Raw genomic sequence first — 16,485 nt, forward strand, 5'->3', positions numbered from 1 at the left:
TGCGTACGGCGACTCCTGCACAGAGGCCATGCCACCTGCGCCGAACAGGCGAAAGACGCCGACCGCGTGCGGCCTGATAGTTATTTCCTTGCGCAATCTCGTCGAAATATTGCGGCTATCTGCCCGACATCTTATGGTTCGGCCATCCGCCTGACCCGAAGGGCCACCCCCATGAGAGCACTGCTTGCCGCCCTTGCGTTACTCGCCGGAGTCCTCATCACCCCACCACCCGCCCACGCAGCGGCCGACACCAACCTGGCCGCCGGCAAGAACGCCACCGCCAGCAGCGTCCACGACGTCTACCGCGCCGCCCACGTCACCGACGCCAACCAGGCCACCTACTGGGAATCCACCAGCAACGCCTTCCCCCAATGGGTCCAGATCGACCTCGGCGCCACCCACACCATCAACAAGATCGTCCTCAAACTCCCCACCGGCTGGCCCACCCGCACCCAGACCCTGACCGTCCAAGGCAGCACCAACGGCACCACCTTCACCACCCTGCTCCCCTCCGCCACCCACACCTTCAACCCGGCCGCCACCCTCACCCTCGCCAGCCCCGCCACCACCCGCCACGTCCGCATCACCATCACCGCCAACACCGGCTGGCCCGCCGCCCAGCTGTCCGAAGCCGAACTCTGGGGCCCCGCCCCAGACACCCCCGGCGACACCACCAACCTCGCCCTCGGCAAAACCCTCACCGCCTCCTCCCACACCCACACCTACGTCGCCGCCAACGCCAACGACGACACCACCCAGACCTACTGGGAAAGCGCCGCCTACCCCGCCACCCTGACCGCCCCCCTCGGCGCCGACGCCACCCTCACCGCCATCACCCTCAAACTCAACCCCGACCCCGCCTGGACCCGCCGCACCCAAACCCTCCAGGTCCTCGGCCGCACCCAGAACGCCACCACCTACACCACCCTCGTCCCCAGCACGACCTACACCTTCGAGCCCGCCACCGGCAACACCGTCACCATCCCGCTCACCGCCACCGCAGCCGACGTCCGCCTGCAGTTCACCGCCAACACCGGCGCCCCCGGCGGCCAGGTCGCCGAGTTCCAGATCTCCGGCACCCCGGCCCCCAACCCCGACCTCACGGTGACGGCACTCGGCTGGACGCCCGCCGCGCCGACCGCGGCGAGCGCGATCACGCTGTCGGCCACGGTCAGTAACGCCGGCACCGCCGCCTCCGCCGCCACCTCGGTCGCCTTCTACGCCGGCGGGACCAAGGTCGGCACCGCCGCCGTCGGCGCGCTGGCCGCCGGAGCCACCGCGACCGTGTCGGCGAACATCGGCACCAGGAGCGCGGGCACGTACCAGCTCGAAGCCAGAGTGGACGAGCAGAACGCCGTCCCCGAGCAGAACGAGGCCAACAACGGCCACACCGCGCCCGCACCCCTGGTCGTCGCCGACGCGCCCGGCCCCGACCTGCAGATCCTCAGCCTGACCGCCACCCCGCCGAACCCCGCCGCCGGCACCCGCGTCACCTTCGCCGTGGCCGTCAGGAACCGCGGCACCACCACGACCGGCGCCACCACGGTCACCCGGGTCGCCATCGGCGGCACCACGCTCGACACCCCGACCCCGCCCATCGCCGCGGGCGCGACGGCCGACGTGGCCGTGACCGGCGGCTGGACCGCCACCAGCGGCGGCGCCACCGCCGTCGCCACCGCGGACGCGACCGGCGTCGTGGCCGAGACCGACGAGGGCAACAACACGCTGTCGCAGCCGATCACCGTCGGCCGCGGCGCCTCGCTGCCGTACATCGAGTACGAGGCCGAAGCGGCCTCCTACCAGGGCACCCTGCTGCGGACGGACCCGCTGCGCACGTTCGGGCACACCAACTTCGCCACCGAGTCGTCCGGCCGCGCGTCGGTCCGGCTCAACTCGACCGGCCAGTACGTCGAGTTCACCTCCGTGAACCAGGCCAACTCGATCGTGGTGCGCAACTCCATCCCGGACGCGCCGGGCGGCGGCGGCATCGAGGCCACGATCAGCCTGTACGCCGACGGCGTCTTCGTCCGGAAGCTCACCCTCTCCTCCAAGCACAGCTGGCTGTACGGCAGCGGCGACGACCCGGAGTCGCTGACCAACACCCCGCAGGCCGACGCGCGCCGGCTGTTCGACGAGTCGCACGCGCTGCTGGCGCGCTCTTACCCGGCCGGCACCAAGTTCCGCCTCCAGCGCGACGCCGGCGACGACGCCGCGTTCTACATCATCGACCTGATCGACCTGGAGCAGGTCGCGCCCGCGGCGGGCAAACCGGCCGAGTGCACCTCCATCACCGCGTACGGCGCCGTCCCCGACGACGGCGGCGACGACACGGACGCGATCCAGCGCGCCGTCACCGACGACCAGAACGGCGTCATCGCCTGCGTCTGGATCCCGCCGGGGCAGTGGCGGCAGGAGAAGAAGATCCTCACCGACGACCCGCTGAACCGCGGCCAGTACAACCAGGTCGGCATCAGGAACGTGACGATCCGCGGCGCGGGCATGTGGCACTCGCAGTTCTACACCCTGACCGAGCCGCACCTGGCCACGGGCGGCATCAACCATCCGCACGAGGGCAACTTCGGTTTCGACATCGACGACAACGTGCAGATCTCCGACCTGGCCGTCTTCGGCTCCGGCCGGATCCGCGGCGGCCCCGGCGGCGCGGAGGGCGGAGTCGGGCTGAACGGCCGCTTCGGCCGCAACACGAAGATCAGCAACGTGTGGATCGAGCACGCCAACGTGGGCGTCTGGGTCGGCCGCGACTACGACAACATCCCCGACCTGTGGGGGCCGGCCGACGGGCTGCAGTTCAGCGGCATGCGCATCCGCGACACCTACGCCGACGGCATCAACTTCAGCAACGGGACGCGGAACTCGCGCGTGGTCAACTCCAGCTTCCGCACCACCGGGGACGACTCCCTGGCCGTCTGGGCCAACCCGTTCGTCAAGGACCCGTCGGTGGACATCGCCCACGACAACACGTTCGTCAACAACACCGTCCAGCTGCCGTGGCGGGCCAACGGCATCGCGATCTACGGCGGCTACGGCAACAAGATCGAGAACAATCTGGTGTACGACACCATGAACTACCCCGGCATCATGCTCGCCACCGACCACAACCCGCTGCCGTTCTCCGGCCAGACACTGATCGCCGGCAACGCGCTGTACCGCTGCGGCGGCGTCTTCTGGGGCGAGGCGCAGAAGTTCGGCGCCATCACCCTGTTCGCCCAGAACCGCGACATCACCGGCGTGACCATCCGCGACACCGACATCCACGACTCGACCTATGACGGCATCCAATTCAAGGCGGGCGGCGGCAACATGCCCGGCGTCGTCATCACGAACGTCCGCATCGACAAGTCCAACAACGGCGCGGGCATCCTGGCCCACGGCGGCGCCCGGGGCAGCGCGACCCTGAGCGGCGTCACCATCACCAACTCGGCGACCGGCGACATCGTCAGAGAACCGGGCACCGGCTTCGTGATCACCGGCGGCTAGCCCACCCCAGAGCCGGGGCGGGCCGCCGGCCACGCCGTCCCCGCCCCGGCCATCGCGTGGCCATCGCGCGCGTGGCGGGCGCGGCGCCGTCGCGGGTTGCTCGCGGTCGGCTTGCGTTCTCACACGGTCGCCCGCGGTCGTTTCGCGTTCGCCTGCGGTCGCCCGTGGTCACTTCGCGGGGCGGATGCGGAGGACGGCGGTCTTGCCGACGGCGCCGAGCACCTCCAGGCGCATTTTGTTGATGACCGCCTTCGCGCTGACGGGGCAGGTCAGGCTGACGTAGCCGGGGGCGCCCAGCGACGGTCCCGTGATGGTGGGCGAGCAGCCGCCGTCACTGGAGAATTTCGAGGTGTTCAGCGGTGCGAACAACGTGACTTCGCGGGAGTTGACGCCGGTCACCTGGATCGGGCCGATGCCGTAGCGCGCCGGCAGCGGGATCTGGGCCCGCCGCTTCACCCGGATCTCGCACCTGCCGTCCGCACACGCCCGGCGATTGCCACCGTCGGCCGCGTCGGGCAGCGACGGCCGCGGCGACGGGGTCGCGGACGGAGACGCGGACGGAGACGCGGACGGGGATGCGGTCACGGTCGCGGACGAGGTGGTGGACGTGGCGGGGGAGCCGCCGGAGGACGTGGGGGAGGCGGTGGCGGGCGTCCCGGACGCGGCGGCGTCGCCGGGTGGCGGCTCCTGCGCGGAGCACGAGACGAGCACGACGGCGGCGGCCGTACCGAGCAGAACGCGGGCCAGCGGGCGCGAGCAGTCCATGCGGGCACTCAACCGCACCCGCGCGGGGACCGGTCCCGCTCGGTTGCGGTACTTCCACCAGCGCGTGGGGGCCGGTCCCCAACGCTTGGCACTTTCACCAGCGCGGGGACCGGTCCTGATCGCCTGGCCTCAGCTGCCGGCCGGGCCCGTCGCAGGGGGGCCGGTGGTCGTCAGGAGCACCCGTCGCCGCCCCCGCCGCCCCCGCCGCCCCCGCCACCCCCGTCGCCGCCCGAGCAGTTGTCGCCGCTGTAGGAGCCGGCGCCGGGTGTCGACGAGCCGTGGATGAACGGATTGCCGGGGTTACCGGATCCTCTGCGCAGGGCGGGTGAGCCGCTGAGCAGCGACAACACCGTCCGTACGATGATGACCGCGATCGCGAGCACCATCACGGCTGCCACTATGGTCGAGACCGTCACAAGACTTCACCCCCGTGAGTCTGGAAATCTCCCGTTCTGCGCACTGTAGACCCGGCGCCTACGCCCACGAGGCTTCTGATCCTTCTGCTCGCGGTCGCCGCATCCGCCGCCGGGAGCGGGCCGCTCAGCCCGGCTGCGGACGGCAGGCGTCGAGGAGGAACACGCACTCCATCGCGACCTGCGCGGCGAGACTGCCGGTCAGGCCCGCGTGGTCGTGCGGCGGGCTCACGGTGTTGACGTCGAAGGCGGCGAAGTCGAGCCCGCGCAGCCCGCGCAGGATGCTCAGCCCCTCCCGCACCGTGATCCCGCCCCAGGAAGGGGTGACCACACCGGGCGCCGCGGACGGGTCGAACACGTCCATGTCCCAGCAGAGGTAGACCGGGACGCCGGCCAACCGGGTGCGGATCCGCTCGACGAGCGCGGGCACGCCCATGGCGGTGAACTCGTCCATGGTGACGACCTCGTAGCCGAGGTCCCTGGCCACGCCCACGATCCCGGGACGGCCCCGGTGGTCGGTGTCGCGCATCCCCACGTGCAGCGACGCCGCCGGGTCGATCAGCCCCTCGGTCACGGCGTGCACGAACGTGTTGGCGTTGTTGTACTCGTAGGGGTAGATGCCCTCGTACGCGTCGGTGTGGGCGTCGAAGTGGAGCACGGCGAAGCCGTCCCGATGCCGCTTCAGCGCCCGGAGCTGGGGCAACGTCACCGCCCCGTCGCCGCCCAGGGTCAGCGGCACCGCGCCGGCCGCGAGGATGCGCGACACAGCGGCTTCGATGGCGGGAAAACTCTTCCCGGCGTCGCCCGGCAGGACGTCCGCGTCGCCCGCGTCGATCACGCCGAGCTCGCGCAGCAGGTCCGTGCCGAACCCGTCAAGGTGCTCGGCGACCAGGGCGGAGTGCGCCCGCACGTGCGCGGGGCCGGAGCGCGCGCCGACGCGGGTGGGGTGGTAGCCCATGTCGAACGGCACGCCCATCACCACGAGGCTGCTCGCGGACAGGTCCTGACCGGCGGGGACTCCGAACAGTGTGCCCACCGGCGAGACCGGCATGGCGTCCGTACGCGTCATTCCCGCATATTAACGATCAGCTGCGGCGTTTTCGAGCCGGCCGCCGCAGGTCCGGGATTGTGTCTCGACGCCCCAGAGGCGTCCGCCTAAAGTTCGGGCATGCGGGTGTGCGCGCACTGGCTCGGCGAGGGCTTGCGGTGCCGGATTCCCCTGCGGCGGATCAGACGCGGCGGACCGGGGGGCCGCGGATCACGGAACCGCGGATCGCGGGGGCCGGTGGTCACGATGCCTCGTTCGCCTGCGACGGCGGACGGGCCTGATCACCGGACGTACCTGGCGGCTCTCTATGCGAGGAGTGTCCTGTCCTACGAGAACCGCTTCCCGAAGGGGCGCGATCATGGAGACCCTTCCCCTGCTCAGCATGGGGTTCGACGGAGCTCGCCTGCAGGCCACGCGCCATGCCGTCTCCGGCCGGGCCCGGGGGCAGGGGCTGGCGGGCGAGCGGCTCGAGGACTTCCTCGCGGCGGTCAACGAGGGCGTGGTCAACGCCGTCCAGCACGGCGGCGGGCGGGGCAGGCTGCGCATGTGGCGGGCGGACGGCGCGCTGCTGTGCGAGGTCCGTGACACCGGGCCGGGCATCCCCGACCTCGTGCTCGACACGGAGAGCCTGCCCCCGTGCGCGGCTCCCGGCGGCCGGGGGATCTGGCTGATGCGCCGTCTGAGCGACGAGGTGCGCTTCTCCACCGGTCCCGGCGGGACGGTCGTCCGGCTGAGCATGCGGCTGCCGGCCGACGCGGAACCGGCCGAGGAACCCGGCGCCGATCCACTCACCGATCCGGTGTCCGACCCGGGTGCCGATCCGGTCGCCGAAACAGTCGTGGAAACCGTCGTCGAAACGGTGGCGGCCGCATCGGACGGCGAACTGCGGGCAGGTGCGGGGCATGAACGGACAGGACGAAACCCCCGAGGACATGCCTGAGGCCGTGGGACGGGTCAACGGAGAGAGCGACACGATCGCCGAGCGTGCCGGCGTGGAGATCAGGCAGACACCCCGCCCGATCCCGTTGGAACCGGTCGAGCCGCCACCGGACCCGGAGCAGAAGGTCGAGGAGGAACGACGCGAGGCGGCCGAAACCCCCGAAGAGGACGCGGCGACCGGCGCCGCCGAACCCGAGCCCACGGGCTGAGGACCCTCCCGGCCCTGCACACCGGCCGAACCCCGGCAGGACCAGGTGCCCGGCTCGAGCCGGTGGGCCGGATACGCGGTCCGAGCCGTCACAAAGTGCTGATCGCGCGGTCCCCGGTGGTCGTGACGATGCTCCACGGTGAGCCGGTCAGCGGGAGCCGGTGCGGGGCCGGCTGCGGGAGCAGGGAGCCGGCCGGCAGGCGGGGTGAGTTGGTCGCCACCACCCGGTCCTCGCCGTTCACCAGCGTGATCGTGGTCGGGCTCGCGGCCAGCACCCCGAGCAGCAGCGCCTCGAACGTGGCCGCTCGCACGTCGGCGCCGACCACGCCGAGGAAGCGGCCGTTCACCTCGGCGGGCGCGGTGAAGGTCAGCATGTACGTGTCCGTGCCGCCGTAGTCGACGTACGGGCCGACGATGTGACGGCGGCGGGTGCGCTCGGGCACGGCGAACCATTCGGCGTGCGTGTAGTCGTAGAAGTCGAGACTCTCCGGGTCGAGGTCCACGTCGAGGAAGATCGGATCCTGCTCGGGCGGCGCCTGCCACCACTCCAGCCACCGCCGCCGGTCGGCCAGCACGCCGGGCGCGACGATCACCCCGGCCCCCGCGACCACGTCGTGCGCCCTGCTCAGGCAGGCGAAGATCTCCGGCCGGACCCCGGCCAGGTCGGCGCAGGCGAACGAGCCGGAGGCGCGGTAGCAGGCCACGACGCTGCCGAGGATGCGATCCAGCGAGTCGAAGATGTCCGCGACGATCGTGTGCACCCGGTCGGCCACCTGGTCGACGTGCCGATCGCTCATCGTTGCCTCCTCATTCGGATGCGACGAGCCGCCAATGGAACTCCATCAGACGCGTCGTCCCCTTGTCGAGGTGTTCCTCGGTGAGCGCCCTGGCCGTGTGCGGGTCGCGGGCCTCTATGGCGTCGATCACCCGGGTGTGGCTGCGTACGACGTCACGCGGATCGACGGCCTCGCCGTACGGGAGCCAGAGCAGCTCGCCCACCTCGGACTGGATGTCGATCTCGGCGCGGGTCAGCCGTACGGACTGGGCGGCGGCGGCGACCTCGATGTGGAAGCGGCCGTCGGCCCGGCGGCGCTCGCCCACGGAAGTGGCCGCGTCGAGGCGGCCGACGAGCTGCCGCAGGCGGGCGACGTTGTCGGCGGAGGCGCGCAGGGCGGCCAGCCGGGCGGCGGTGCCGGCGATGGCGCAGCGGTAGTCGCCGATCTCGCGCAGCTCGGACGTGCTGAGCTCGCGCAGGCGGCGCCGGAGCCGGGCCGTGGACGGGTCGGCGGGCGCGAGCACGAACGTGCCGCCGCCCCGCCCCCTGCGGGTCTCGACCAGGCCGCGCTCGCGCAGGGCGGCCAGCGCGGCGCGCAACGTCACGGTGGAGACCTTGAGCGCGTTGGCCAGCTCCAGCTCGGCGGGCAGCTGGTCGCCGTCGGCGATGAGGCCGAGCGCGATGGCCTCGGCCAGCCGGCGCACCACGACCTCCACCCGGCCGGAACCGTCGTCGAGCGGGGCGAAGACGGCCGCCCTGGGAAGCTGACTCACGCGCTCCAGCATATTGCCTTATGAAATATGAACTCATATTTTTAAGCGCAACGCGCGATCCCGCTTGCCTGGGAGGCCACATGCCGGATCCCGACGAGAGGCCCGAGAAAGAGTTCGCCGAGGAGTGGCGCGACGCCGCCTACAACTGCTTCTCCTCAGGCCACAAGTTCTGCCGCGAGGTCTGCCCCGTCATGCAGGTCACGCGGAACGAGTCCTGGAGCCCCACCGCCTTCCACGCCAACGTCGTGGCGATGGAGAAGGGGGAGCTGGAGGTCGCGGACGTCGCGGCCGACTACGTCAACTGCACCGGATGCGGCGCGTGCGAGGTCCGCTGCCCCAACTCGCTGTTCACCGGCGACTTCTACCGCTTCCGCACCCGTACGGTCGATCTGGTCAAGGCCGTGCGCGGCCTCGCCGTCGAGCAGGGCGTGCACCAGCCGGGCTGGCGGCGCTGGAACCAGCTGACCGACGAGCGCCGGCACGAGCCGGTGCTCGACGGCACCCCCGTGGACCAGGCGCGGGTACGCGACTGGGCCGAAGGGCTCGACCTGCCGATCGGCGGGGAGAGCATCCTGTTCGTGGACTGCGAGGCGGCCTTCGTCCGGACTTCGGTGCCGCGCTCGGTGGCCCGGATCCTCAGCCTGGCCGGCTACAAGTTCGGGCTGATGAACGAGCAGTGGTGCTGCGGCGGCCCGGCGGCCGAGATGGGCTACGACGAGCAGGCCCGCCGCTTCGCCCGGCACAACCTGGACGACTGGCGGGCGGCCGGGGTGCGGCGGGTGCTGGTGCTCGACCCGCACGACTACATCACGTTCACCGAGGACTATCCCCGCTACTTCGGCGACGCCTACGACATCGAGATCGTGCTGGTCGTGGAGCTGCTGGCGGAGCTGATCAGGGAGGGCAGGCTGACGCCGCACGTCCCGGTCGAGCGCACGGTGACCTACCACGACCCGTGCCGGCTCAACAAGCGCAAGGGCGTCTGGCGGGAGCCGCGGGAGATCCTGCGCGCGATCCCGGGGCTGACCTTCCACGACGTGGACCGGGTTTCGCAGTGGTCGTACTGCTCGGGCGGGGGCGGCGGGCTGCCCGTCGAGAAGCCGGAGCTGACCGCGAAGATCAGCGAGCAGCGGGTCGGCAAGGCGGCCGAGCTGGGCGTGGACACGCTGGTCAGCGCCTGTCCGTGGGCGGAGCGGCCGCTGTCGGAGGCGGGCCGGGTGCGCTCGATCGACGTCGTGGACCTGCACGAGCTGCTGGCCGAGTCGCTGGGGGTGGCCCCATGACCGGCCCCATGACCGGCCCCATGACCGGCCCCATGACCGGCCCCATGACCGGCCCCATGACCAGCCCCATGACCAGCCCCATGACCAGCCCCGTGGCCGGTGACAGGGAGCCGGAGGTGACGTCATGACGGTGCTGATCGGCGATCCCGTACTGGAGGAGCTCAGAGGGATCCTCGGCCCCGAGCACGTGCTGACCGGCAAGGCCGACCGGCTCAACCGGGCCCGCGTGCCCGCCCCGTTCCCCGTGCACCGGTGGGCGGAGCGCATGCCCGACCTGGTGGTGCTGCCGGCCTCCACCGAGGAGGTCGCGGAGGTGCTCAGGCTGGCCGACGCCCTGCGCATCCCGGTCGTGCCGCGCGACGGCGGCACGGGGCTGACCGACGGCGCGGTGCCGCTGCGCGGCGGCATCGTCGTGGACGTCAAGCGGATCAACCAGATCAAGGAGATCGACCTCGGCAACCGCACCTGCACGGTCGGCACCGGCATCAACGCGCTCAAGCTGAACGAGGTCCTGGCCCGGCACGGCCTGATCTACCCCGACGACCCGGCGTCCTACCCGTGCTCGCTCGTCGGCGGCCGGATCGGCACCAGCGGCTGGTCCCTGATCGGCTCCCGGTACGGCCACACCCGCGACCTGGTGCTCAGCTTCGACCACGTGCTGCCGGGCGGCCGGGTCATCCACGTCGGCGACGGCATCGGCGGGAAGATCACCAAGAGTTCCAGCGGGTACCAGCTCAAGCACCTGTTCATGGGCCATCAGGGCACGCTGGGGATCGCCACCGAGGCGACGCTGAAGCTGTTCCCGAAGCCGGAGGCGGAGTTCTCGCCGTTCTGGGCGTTCGAGGACTACGACAGCGCCTACCGCGCGGTGGGGGCGCTGGCGCGGGCGGGTGTGGCCACGTTCGCCGGGGCCGTGCTGTTCGACGAGTGGAAGGTCGACTACCTGCGGCGCGACGACGAGGCCTACATCCCGCAGCCGTCGTCGGTGAAGGCGCTGGTGTGCGCCGCGCTGTACGGCTACGAGGACGAGGTCAGGGCCGGCGGCCGGCGGCTGCTGCGCATCGCCCGCTCGCTCGGCGCCCGCTACCTGGGCGACGAGATCTCCAAGGGCGACTGGGCGGCCCGGCACGACAGGTACGCCACGCCGCTGCACGGCCGTACCAAGTCGGGGCAGGTCGTGCCGATGAGCTGGCACTGCGAGGACGCCTCGATCAACTACACCCGCCTGCCCGCCGTCCGGCTGGCCTGGCACGAGATCGCCGCCCGGCTCAGGCGGGAGAGCGACGTGTTCGACGACTGGGGCATGTTCGCCTACACCAACGGCGCGACCGGCGCCGACTACCTCACCGAGATCGACATCGGCATCTGGGAGCAGCGGCTCGACGACACCGCCTGGGCGGCGTGGGTGCGGGCCAAGCGCGATCTCGCCGCGGTGACGCTGGAGTACGGGGGCTCGATCAGCGCCTGCCACGGCTCCTGCCGCGAGGGCGAGGTGGACCTGGTCCCGGACGAGCTCGGCGGCGGGTACGACGTGATGCTCGCGGTCAAGCGGGCCATCGACCCGAACAACATCATGAACCCCGGCAAGTACCTGCTCGACCAGGCGTACGCGGAGGAGCCATGACCTATCGCCATCAGGAGGAGATGTCGCCGCCACCCGCCCGGCGGGTGACCGACGTGGCGATCACCCGCTTCGAGCACGTCTACGAGGTCGAGCCCGCGCTCATGACCGAGCACGTGACCCAGCAGAGCTTCCCCAACTGGGACACGCTGCGCCTGGTCCGGTCCCGGGCTGACCACCTGGCCTGGATGCACCGGCACTTCGCCGGCAAGGTGATCTCCGGCGAGGAGCTGCTCCATGACCTCGACGAATGACGTGCCGGTGAGCCGGGGCGACGACACCAGGCTGGCCGACCTCGGCTACACCTCGGAGTTCCGCAGGGACATGAGCCTGTGGGCCAACTTCTCGCTCGGGTTCACGTACCTGTCGCCCGTGGTCGGCGTCTACACCCTGTTCGCCTCGTCGCTGGCCGTCGGCGGGCCGCCGATGATCTGGAGCCTGGTCCTCGTGGGCGCCGGGCAGTTCCTGGTGGCGCTCGTCTTCGGCGAGATCGTCTCTCAGTATCCGCTGACCGGCGGCATCTACCCGTGGGCCAGGCGGCTGTGGGGGCGGCGCTGGGCCTGGATGACGGGCTGGGTGTACCTGGTCGCGCTGCTGGTGACGATCGCGAGCGTGGCGTACGGGGCGGGGCCGTACCTGTCGGCCTTCCTCGGGATCGGGGTGAGCACCGGCAACACGATCCTGTGCGCGCTGGTCATCCTGGCCGTGGCGCTGGCGATCAACCTGGCCGGGACCAGGGCGCTGGCGGTGGCGGCGATCATCGGGTTCGCCGCCGAGCTGGTCGGGGCGCTGGCGGTGGGCGGGTGGCTGCTGCTCACCGAGCGGCACCACGGGCTCGGGGCGCTGTTCGACTCGTTCGGCGCCGGGTCGGAGTCCGGCTATTTCGTGGCCTTCCTGGCTGCCGGACTTATCGGGATTTTTCAGTACTACGGGTTCGAGGCGTGCGGTGACGTGGCCGAGGAGGTGCCCGACCCCACCCGGCGCATCCCCAAGGCCATGCGCATGACCATCTACGTGGGCGGCGCCGCCGCCACGTTCGTCTGCCTGGCGCTGCTGCTGGCCGTGCCCGACTTCGCCGCCGTCGTCTCCGGCGCCGACCCCGACCCGGTCACGAACGTGCTGACCGCCGCCTTCGGCCCGGTCGGTCTCAAGGTCGTGTTCGGCGTGGTGCTGCTGTCGTTCCTGTCGTGCGCGCTCAGCCTGCAGGCGGCGGCGAGCCGGCTGCTGTACTCCTACGCCCGCGACGACATGATCGCGGGCAGCCGCGTGTTCAGGAGGTTCTCCCGGGCCAGGCGCATCCCGCCGAACGCGCTGCTGGTCGCCGCGGTCGTCCCCGCCGTGGTCGTGCTCGGCTCGATCGTGTCGGAGGACGCCCTCATCAAGATCATCTCATTCGCGGTGCTCGGCATCTACCTGGGTTTCCAGATGGTGGTGCTGGCGGCGCTGCGGGCCAGGCTGCGCGGCTGGCGCCCGTCCGGCCCGTTCACGCTGGGCCGCGCGGGCCTGGCCGTCAACGTGGCCGCGCTGGTCTACGGGGTGCTCGCCATCGTCAACATGGCTTGGCCGAGAACGCCCGACGCCCCCTGGTACGACGACTACCTGGTCGCCCTGTCCGGGCTGGTGGTGATCGCCGCCGGGCTGGCCTACCTGCTGGCCGCCCGGCCGTACGACAAGGGCGGAGCCCCCTCGGGCGACGCCATCCCACAGGAGGTCCCCCAATGAAGTTCAGCTACGTGATGCTGCCCGACTACCCGCTGCGCGAGTCGCTGGCTTCCATCCGCCTGGCCGACGAACTCGGCTTCCACGCCTGCTACGCCGCCGACGAGACCTGGCACAAGGACCTGTGGCTGCTGTTCGCCGCCGCCGCGCAGCAGACGTCGCGGATCAGGTTCGGGCCCAGCGTCTCCTCGGTGGTGCTGCGCGAGCCGACCCTGATCGCCCAGGCGGCGGCCACGCTCGACGAGCTCAGCGACGGCCGGGCCGAGGTGGTCCTGTCCAGCGGCAACTTCGGGCTGCTCGCCCAGTACGGCATCGACTGGGCGGTCACCAAGCCGCTGTCGCGGGTCAAGGAGGCGGCGCACGTCGTCCGTACGCTGCTGGACGACGGCGCGATCACCTTCGACGGCGAGTTCTTCCGGTACAGCGGCCTGTTCACCTTCGCCCGCCCGGTCCAGGAACGGGTGCCGGTCAAGCTCGGCGCGATGCGCGGCCCGCGCTCCTTCCGCGCGGCCGGCGAACTCTCCGACGGCGTGCACCACGCGCTCAGCTACACCCGCGAGGCCTACGACTACCTGGTCGAGAACTTCCGGGCCGGCGCGGAGAAGGCGGGCAAGGACCCCTCGTCGATGGACATCGGCGCCTGGGTCGTCTTCGCCACCGGCCCCGACTCGGCCGTGGCCAAGGAGGCCGCCCGCAGCATGGTCGGCCTGTACGCCTCGTCCATGCCCGCCGAGCAGCTCGAACGCAACGGCGTCGATCCGGGCGCGATGAAGCCGATCGTGGACGCCCTCGGCGCCGGCGACCTGGCCAGGGCGGTCGAGCTGACCACGCCCGAGCTGGGGGAGCGGCTGTCGATCTCCGGCACGCCGGAGGAGTGCGTGGCCAAGATCAAGCGCGAGATCGAGCCGTCCGGCGTGAACCACATGATCCTCGCCGTCACGGACGCGACGCTGGTCAGGCAGTTCATGGGACGGGAGCTGCCCGAGGTGGCGGACGTGGACACCCAGCTCCGGCTGATCCACGACCGCATCATGCCCGCCTTCACCTGACCGGCCGCGCCGGTCGTGCCGCGGCGCCGGTCGTGCTGCCGGTCGTGCGCGTGCCGGCCGGCGGCGAGCCCCCGCACCGGTGCTGGTGCGGGGGCCCGGCCGTCAGGAGCCGCAGTGCTCGAAGGGACTGGTGTACGAGTCGCTCCCGATGGAGCCGCCCCACTTGACGCACGTCCCGGGCGCGGACCGCTTCACCGGCCCGGCGTAGTAACCGAAGCTGCCCGAGTTCGTCGTCCGGTTGGAGCCCTCCGGCTCCAGGAAGGCCGACATCGACGACGGCGACCCGACGTTCGTCGTCTTCAGCGTGGTGACGCAGTTGTAGCCGTTGCCGGAGTTGAAGAGCAGATAGACGCGCCCGCCGGTCACGGCGGCCGAGTCGATGGTCGCGTAGCCGCTGCCGCAGACCTCTTCAGGCGTGTACGGGTTGCCACCGCAGGCGTTCGTGCTGGTCACGGCCTTCTTCTGGCCCAGGGACACGGTCACGCCCTCGACCGTGGGGCTGGTGTCGACCGCTCCGCCGGAGGTGCGCTGCTCGTAGTGCAGGTGGGGCGCGTTGGAGCCGCCCGTGGAGCCGACCGTGCCGATCTGGGTGCCCTGGCTGACGCTCATCGAGCCGCCGGCCGCCCGCACCATGGTCGCCAGGTGGGCGTAGCGGGTCCTGGTGCCGTCACCGTGCCGGACCTCGACCCACTTGCCGTAGCTCGTGCTGCCCGCGTCGTTGAAGTACGCGGTGCCGGCCGCGGTGGCGCGCACGGGCTCGCCGTCGATGGCGTCGCTCCCGTACGTCTGCCAGTCGATGGAGCCCTCAGGGTTGTGCGGCGGAGTGTCGATCCAGTTGTTGGCGTAGAACGTCTTGCCGCAGTTGAACGGGCTCTTGTGCGAGGCCATCACCTGCGTGGAGCCGGCAGCGGACGAGGCAGCCGAGGCGGCCTGCGGGAACGACGCCGCCGCCAGGATGACGGAGAGGGCGAGGATCGTGGGCTTCATGGCCGTCGATCGTGCCGGCTTTGCGGGCATAGGCATGCTCACCTCTGAACAGGGGGGTGGAGGTCGGGCGCCCGGGCGGATTGATCGTGAAGATATATCCGAAACTTCTCTTCATCAATGCCTGTCGCCTGAAAGTTTCCGGCCCCTCACCGTGTGGCCGCGAATCGTTCATCGGGAAAGCCGTCCTCCGGCGCGCCGGAGACCGCCTTTCAGGTGGGTGAACTCTGGCGGGGTGGCTGATCAGGCCGGGGTGAAGCGGACGAAGGGGATGCGCCGCCCAACTTCGCGGTAGTCGGCCTCGCTGCCGTCCACGGCGAAGCCCATGATCTGGCAGAGCCGGCGGGCGGCGACCGGATGACGGGGCGCGTACCGGGCCATGAGCTCCGCGCCGTCGTCGGCGGAGATCGGCGCCGCGGTCGCCCTGAGCGTCTTCCCGCCCACCTGGAGGACCACCTCGGGGGCGGCCATGACGTTGCGGTACCAGTCCGCTCGCACCCCGAAGCCCGAGGCGGCGACGTAACCCTGTTCGTCGTGCTGGACGACCTCGATGACGGCCCGGCGGGGCAGGCCCGAGACGCGGCCGGTGTGGGTGAGCAGCATGACCCGGCCGCCCAGCAGCCGCCCCAGGCGCAGGCGGTAGAGCAGGATGGGCAGGCGCCACAGCCTGCGGCGCAGCCCGGTCGGCGGTGCGGGGCGGTTGACGATCTCCATGGTGTCGGCCTTTCTCGTGGGGGGATGGGGGAGGGCCTCAGGGGGCGTCGTCCCCCAGCAGGTCTTCCGCCGCGGACAGCGCCTGGTCCATGGGCAGGTCCGCGTCGACCATGCGGTGCAGCATCAGCCCGTCGATCGCGGCGACGATCAGGGTGGCCGCGCCCTCCCGCCGGGCAGCGGGCCAGCCGGGATGCAGCAGGCCGAGCCGGTCGGCCACCTGGGCGCGCACCAGACGCAGCTCGTCGCGCAGCACCGCGCCGAGCGCGGGGTCGCGGGTGGCTCCCACGATCAGCTCCGCGGCCAGGCGGGTCGTCCGCTCGTCGCCGCTCGCGTGCGGCAGCGTGTCGCGCATCATGCGCAGCGCCGCCCGTTCGTCCTCGACGCCGAGCAGCTCGGCGAGCAGCGGGCTGATGACCAGGTCGGTGGCCCGGCGGAAGATCGCGGTGTGCAGCCCGGCCAGCCCGCCGAAGTGGTAGTGGATCAGCCCCGGGTTGGTGCCCGCCCGCTCGGCCACGGCGCGCGTGGTGACCCCCTGCCATCCTTCCTGGCCCAGCAGCGCGATGCCGGTGAGCACCAGTTGCTCGCGCCGTCGGTCGCCTCGCGACGAAGTTGGTCGATCGGCCAAGTTGGTCATACGACCAAGTTAGCACGCCGGATCGGCGGAGCGCGCGGCGGGGAACGGGCGGTGGAGGATGG

General features: G+C 71.5%; 17 protein-coding genes. 9 read left to right on the forward strand and 8 right to left on the reverse strand.

Annotated elements, in window-relative coordinates; genetic code table 11:
- The first annotated feature begins 171 nt into the window (after nt 1–171).
- Nucleotides 172–3,498 carry a CARDB domain-containing protein gene (locus OIE67_RS14010; protein WP_326640257.1) on the forward strand — a complete coding sequence of 1,109 codons (3,327 nt, stop codon included), beginning with the start codon at nt 172–174 and terminating at the stop codon, nt 3,496–3,498.
- 168 nt (nt 3,499–3,666) lie between these two features.
- On the opposite strand, the gene OIE67_RS14015 is transcribed toward OIE67_RS14010, so the two are convergent.
- The 3 genes from OIE67_RS14015 to OIE67_RS14025 all read right to left on the reverse strand — a co-directional run bounded on the left by OIE67_RS14015 (nt 3,667) and on the right by OIE67_RS14025 (nt 5,745).
- A complete protein-coding gene (locus OIE67_RS14015; protein WP_326640259.1) occupies nt 3,667–4,263 on the reverse strand; it encodes a hypothetical protein in 597 nt (198 codons plus the stop codon).
- A 170-nt stretch (nt 4,264–4,433) separates the two neighbouring features.
- Nucleotides 4,434–4,652, reverse strand: coding sequence for a hypothetical protein (locus OIE67_RS14020; protein WP_326640261.1), 219 nt, complete (start codon nt 4,650–4,652; stop codon nt 4,434–4,436).
- A gap of 151 nt (nt 4,653–4,803) precedes the next feature.
- Entirely contained in the window at nt 4,804–5,745 is a 942-nt protein-coding gene (locus OIE67_RS14025; protein WP_326640264.1) for an arginase family protein, read from the reverse strand.
- A gap of 337 nt (nt 5,746–6,082) precedes the next feature.
- Here OIE67_RS14025 and OIE67_RS14030 point away from each other — a divergent pair, with 337 nt between their 5' ends.
- Nucleotides 6,083–6,664: an ATP-binding protein gene (locus tag OIE67_RS14030; protein WP_326640266.1), complete on the forward strand. Its 582-nt coding sequence runs from the start codon at nt 6,083–6,085 to the stop codon at nt 6,662–6,664.
- Complete coding sequence (locus OIE67_RS14035) at nt 6,627–6,872, forward strand: hypothetical protein (RefSeq protein ID WP_326640268.1); 246 nt, start codon at nt 6,627–6,629, stop codon at nt 6,870–6,872. Before OIE67_RS14030 ends, OIE67_RS14035 begins: the two co-directional genes overlap by 38 nt.
- A gap of 88 nt (nt 6,873–6,960) precedes the next feature.
- Here OIE67_RS14035 and OIE67_RS14040 read toward each other — a convergent pair whose 3' ends face one another.
- Nucleotides 6,961–7,668, reverse strand: a complete 708-nt coding sequence (locus OIE67_RS14040) for a cache domain-containing protein (RefSeq protein WP_326640270.1) — start codon at nt 7,666–7,668, stop codon at nt 6,961–6,963.
- Between the two features lie 10 nt (nt 7,669–7,678).
- The gene (locus tag OIE67_RS14045; RefSeq protein ID WP_326640272.1) at nt 7,679–8,419 is read right to left on the reverse strand and encodes a FadR/GntR family transcriptional regulator; all 741 of its coding nucleotides are present in this window, start codon (nt 8,417–8,419) and stop codon (nt 7,679–7,681) included.
- Nucleotides 8,420–8,499: 80 nt separating this feature from the next.
- On the opposite strand from OIE67_RS14045, the gene OIE67_RS14050 reads away from it, so the two are divergent.
- Genes OIE67_RS14050 through OIE67_RS14075 form a run of 6 tightly spaced genes read left to right on the forward strand, consistent with a single transcriptional unit; the run spans nt 8,500 to nt 14,091 of the window.
- The gene (locus tag OIE67_RS14050) at nt 8,500–9,702 is read left to right on the forward strand and encodes a (Fe-S)-binding protein (protein ID WP_326640274.1); all 1,203 of its coding nucleotides are present in this window, start codon (nt 8,500–8,502) and stop codon (nt 9,700–9,702) included.
- Nucleotides 9,699–9,830, forward strand: coding sequence for a hypothetical protein (locus OIE67_RS14055; protein ID WP_326640276.1), 132 nt, complete (start codon nt 9,699–9,701; stop codon nt 9,828–9,830). The genes OIE67_RS14050 and OIE67_RS14055 overlap by 4 nt, the downstream gene beginning before the upstream one ends.
- A complete protein-coding gene (locus OIE67_RS14060; protein ID WP_326640278.1) occupies nt 9,827–11,326 on the forward strand; it encodes an FAD-binding oxidoreductase in 1,500 nt (499 codons plus the stop codon). The genes OIE67_RS14055 and OIE67_RS14060 overlap by 4 nt, the downstream gene beginning before the upstream one ends.
- Nucleotides 11,323–11,577 (forward strand): hypothetical protein, encoded by a 255-nt coding sequence (locus tag OIE67_RS14065; protein ID WP_106253442.1) that lies wholly within the window; start codon nt 11,323–11,325, stop codon nt 11,575–11,577. The genes OIE67_RS14060 and OIE67_RS14065 overlap by 4 nt, the downstream gene beginning before the upstream one ends.
- Nucleotides 11,561–13,045, forward strand: a complete 1,485-nt coding sequence (locus OIE67_RS14070) for an APC family permease (protein ID WP_326640281.1) — start codon at nt 11,561–11,563, stop codon at nt 13,043–13,045. Before OIE67_RS14065 ends, OIE67_RS14070 begins: the two co-directional genes overlap by 17 nt.
- Nucleotides 13,042–14,091, forward strand: a complete 1,050-nt coding sequence (locus OIE67_RS14075) for an LLM class flavin-dependent oxidoreductase (RefSeq protein ID WP_106253439.1) — start codon at nt 13,042–13,044, stop codon at nt 14,089–14,091. The genes OIE67_RS14070 and OIE67_RS14075 overlap by 4 nt, the downstream gene beginning before the upstream one ends.
- A gap of 102 nt (nt 14,092–14,193) precedes the next feature.
- Here OIE67_RS14075 and OIE67_RS14080 read toward each other — a convergent pair whose 3' ends face one another.
- The 3 genes from OIE67_RS14080 to OIE67_RS14090 all read right to left on the reverse strand — a co-directional run bounded on the left by OIE67_RS14080 (nt 14,194) and on the right by OIE67_RS14090 (nt 16,423).
- Nucleotides 14,194–15,078 (reverse strand): M23 family metallopeptidase, encoded by an 885-nt coding sequence (locus OIE67_RS14080; RefSeq protein WP_326640285.1) that lies wholly within the window; start codon nt 15,076–15,078, stop codon nt 14,194–14,196.
- Nucleotides 15,079–15,318: 240 nt separating this feature from the next.
- Complete coding sequence (locus OIE67_RS14085) at nt 15,319–15,789, reverse strand: nitroreductase family deazaflavin-dependent oxidoreductase (protein ID WP_326640287.1); 471 nt, start codon at nt 15,787–15,789, stop codon at nt 15,319–15,321.
- 37 nt (nt 15,790–15,826) lie between these two features.
- Nucleotides 15,827–16,423 (reverse strand): TetR/AcrR family transcriptional regulator, encoded by a 597-nt coding sequence (locus OIE67_RS14090; protein WP_326640289.1) that lies wholly within the window; start codon nt 16,421–16,423, stop codon nt 15,827–15,829.
- Between the last annotated feature and the right edge of the window lie 62 nt (nt 16,424–16,485).

Source organism: Nonomuraea fuscirosea, assembly GCF_035917475.1.
Lineage (GTDB): Bacteria > Actinomycetota > Actinomycetes > Streptosporangiales > Streptosporangiaceae > Nonomuraea > Nonomuraea fuscirosea.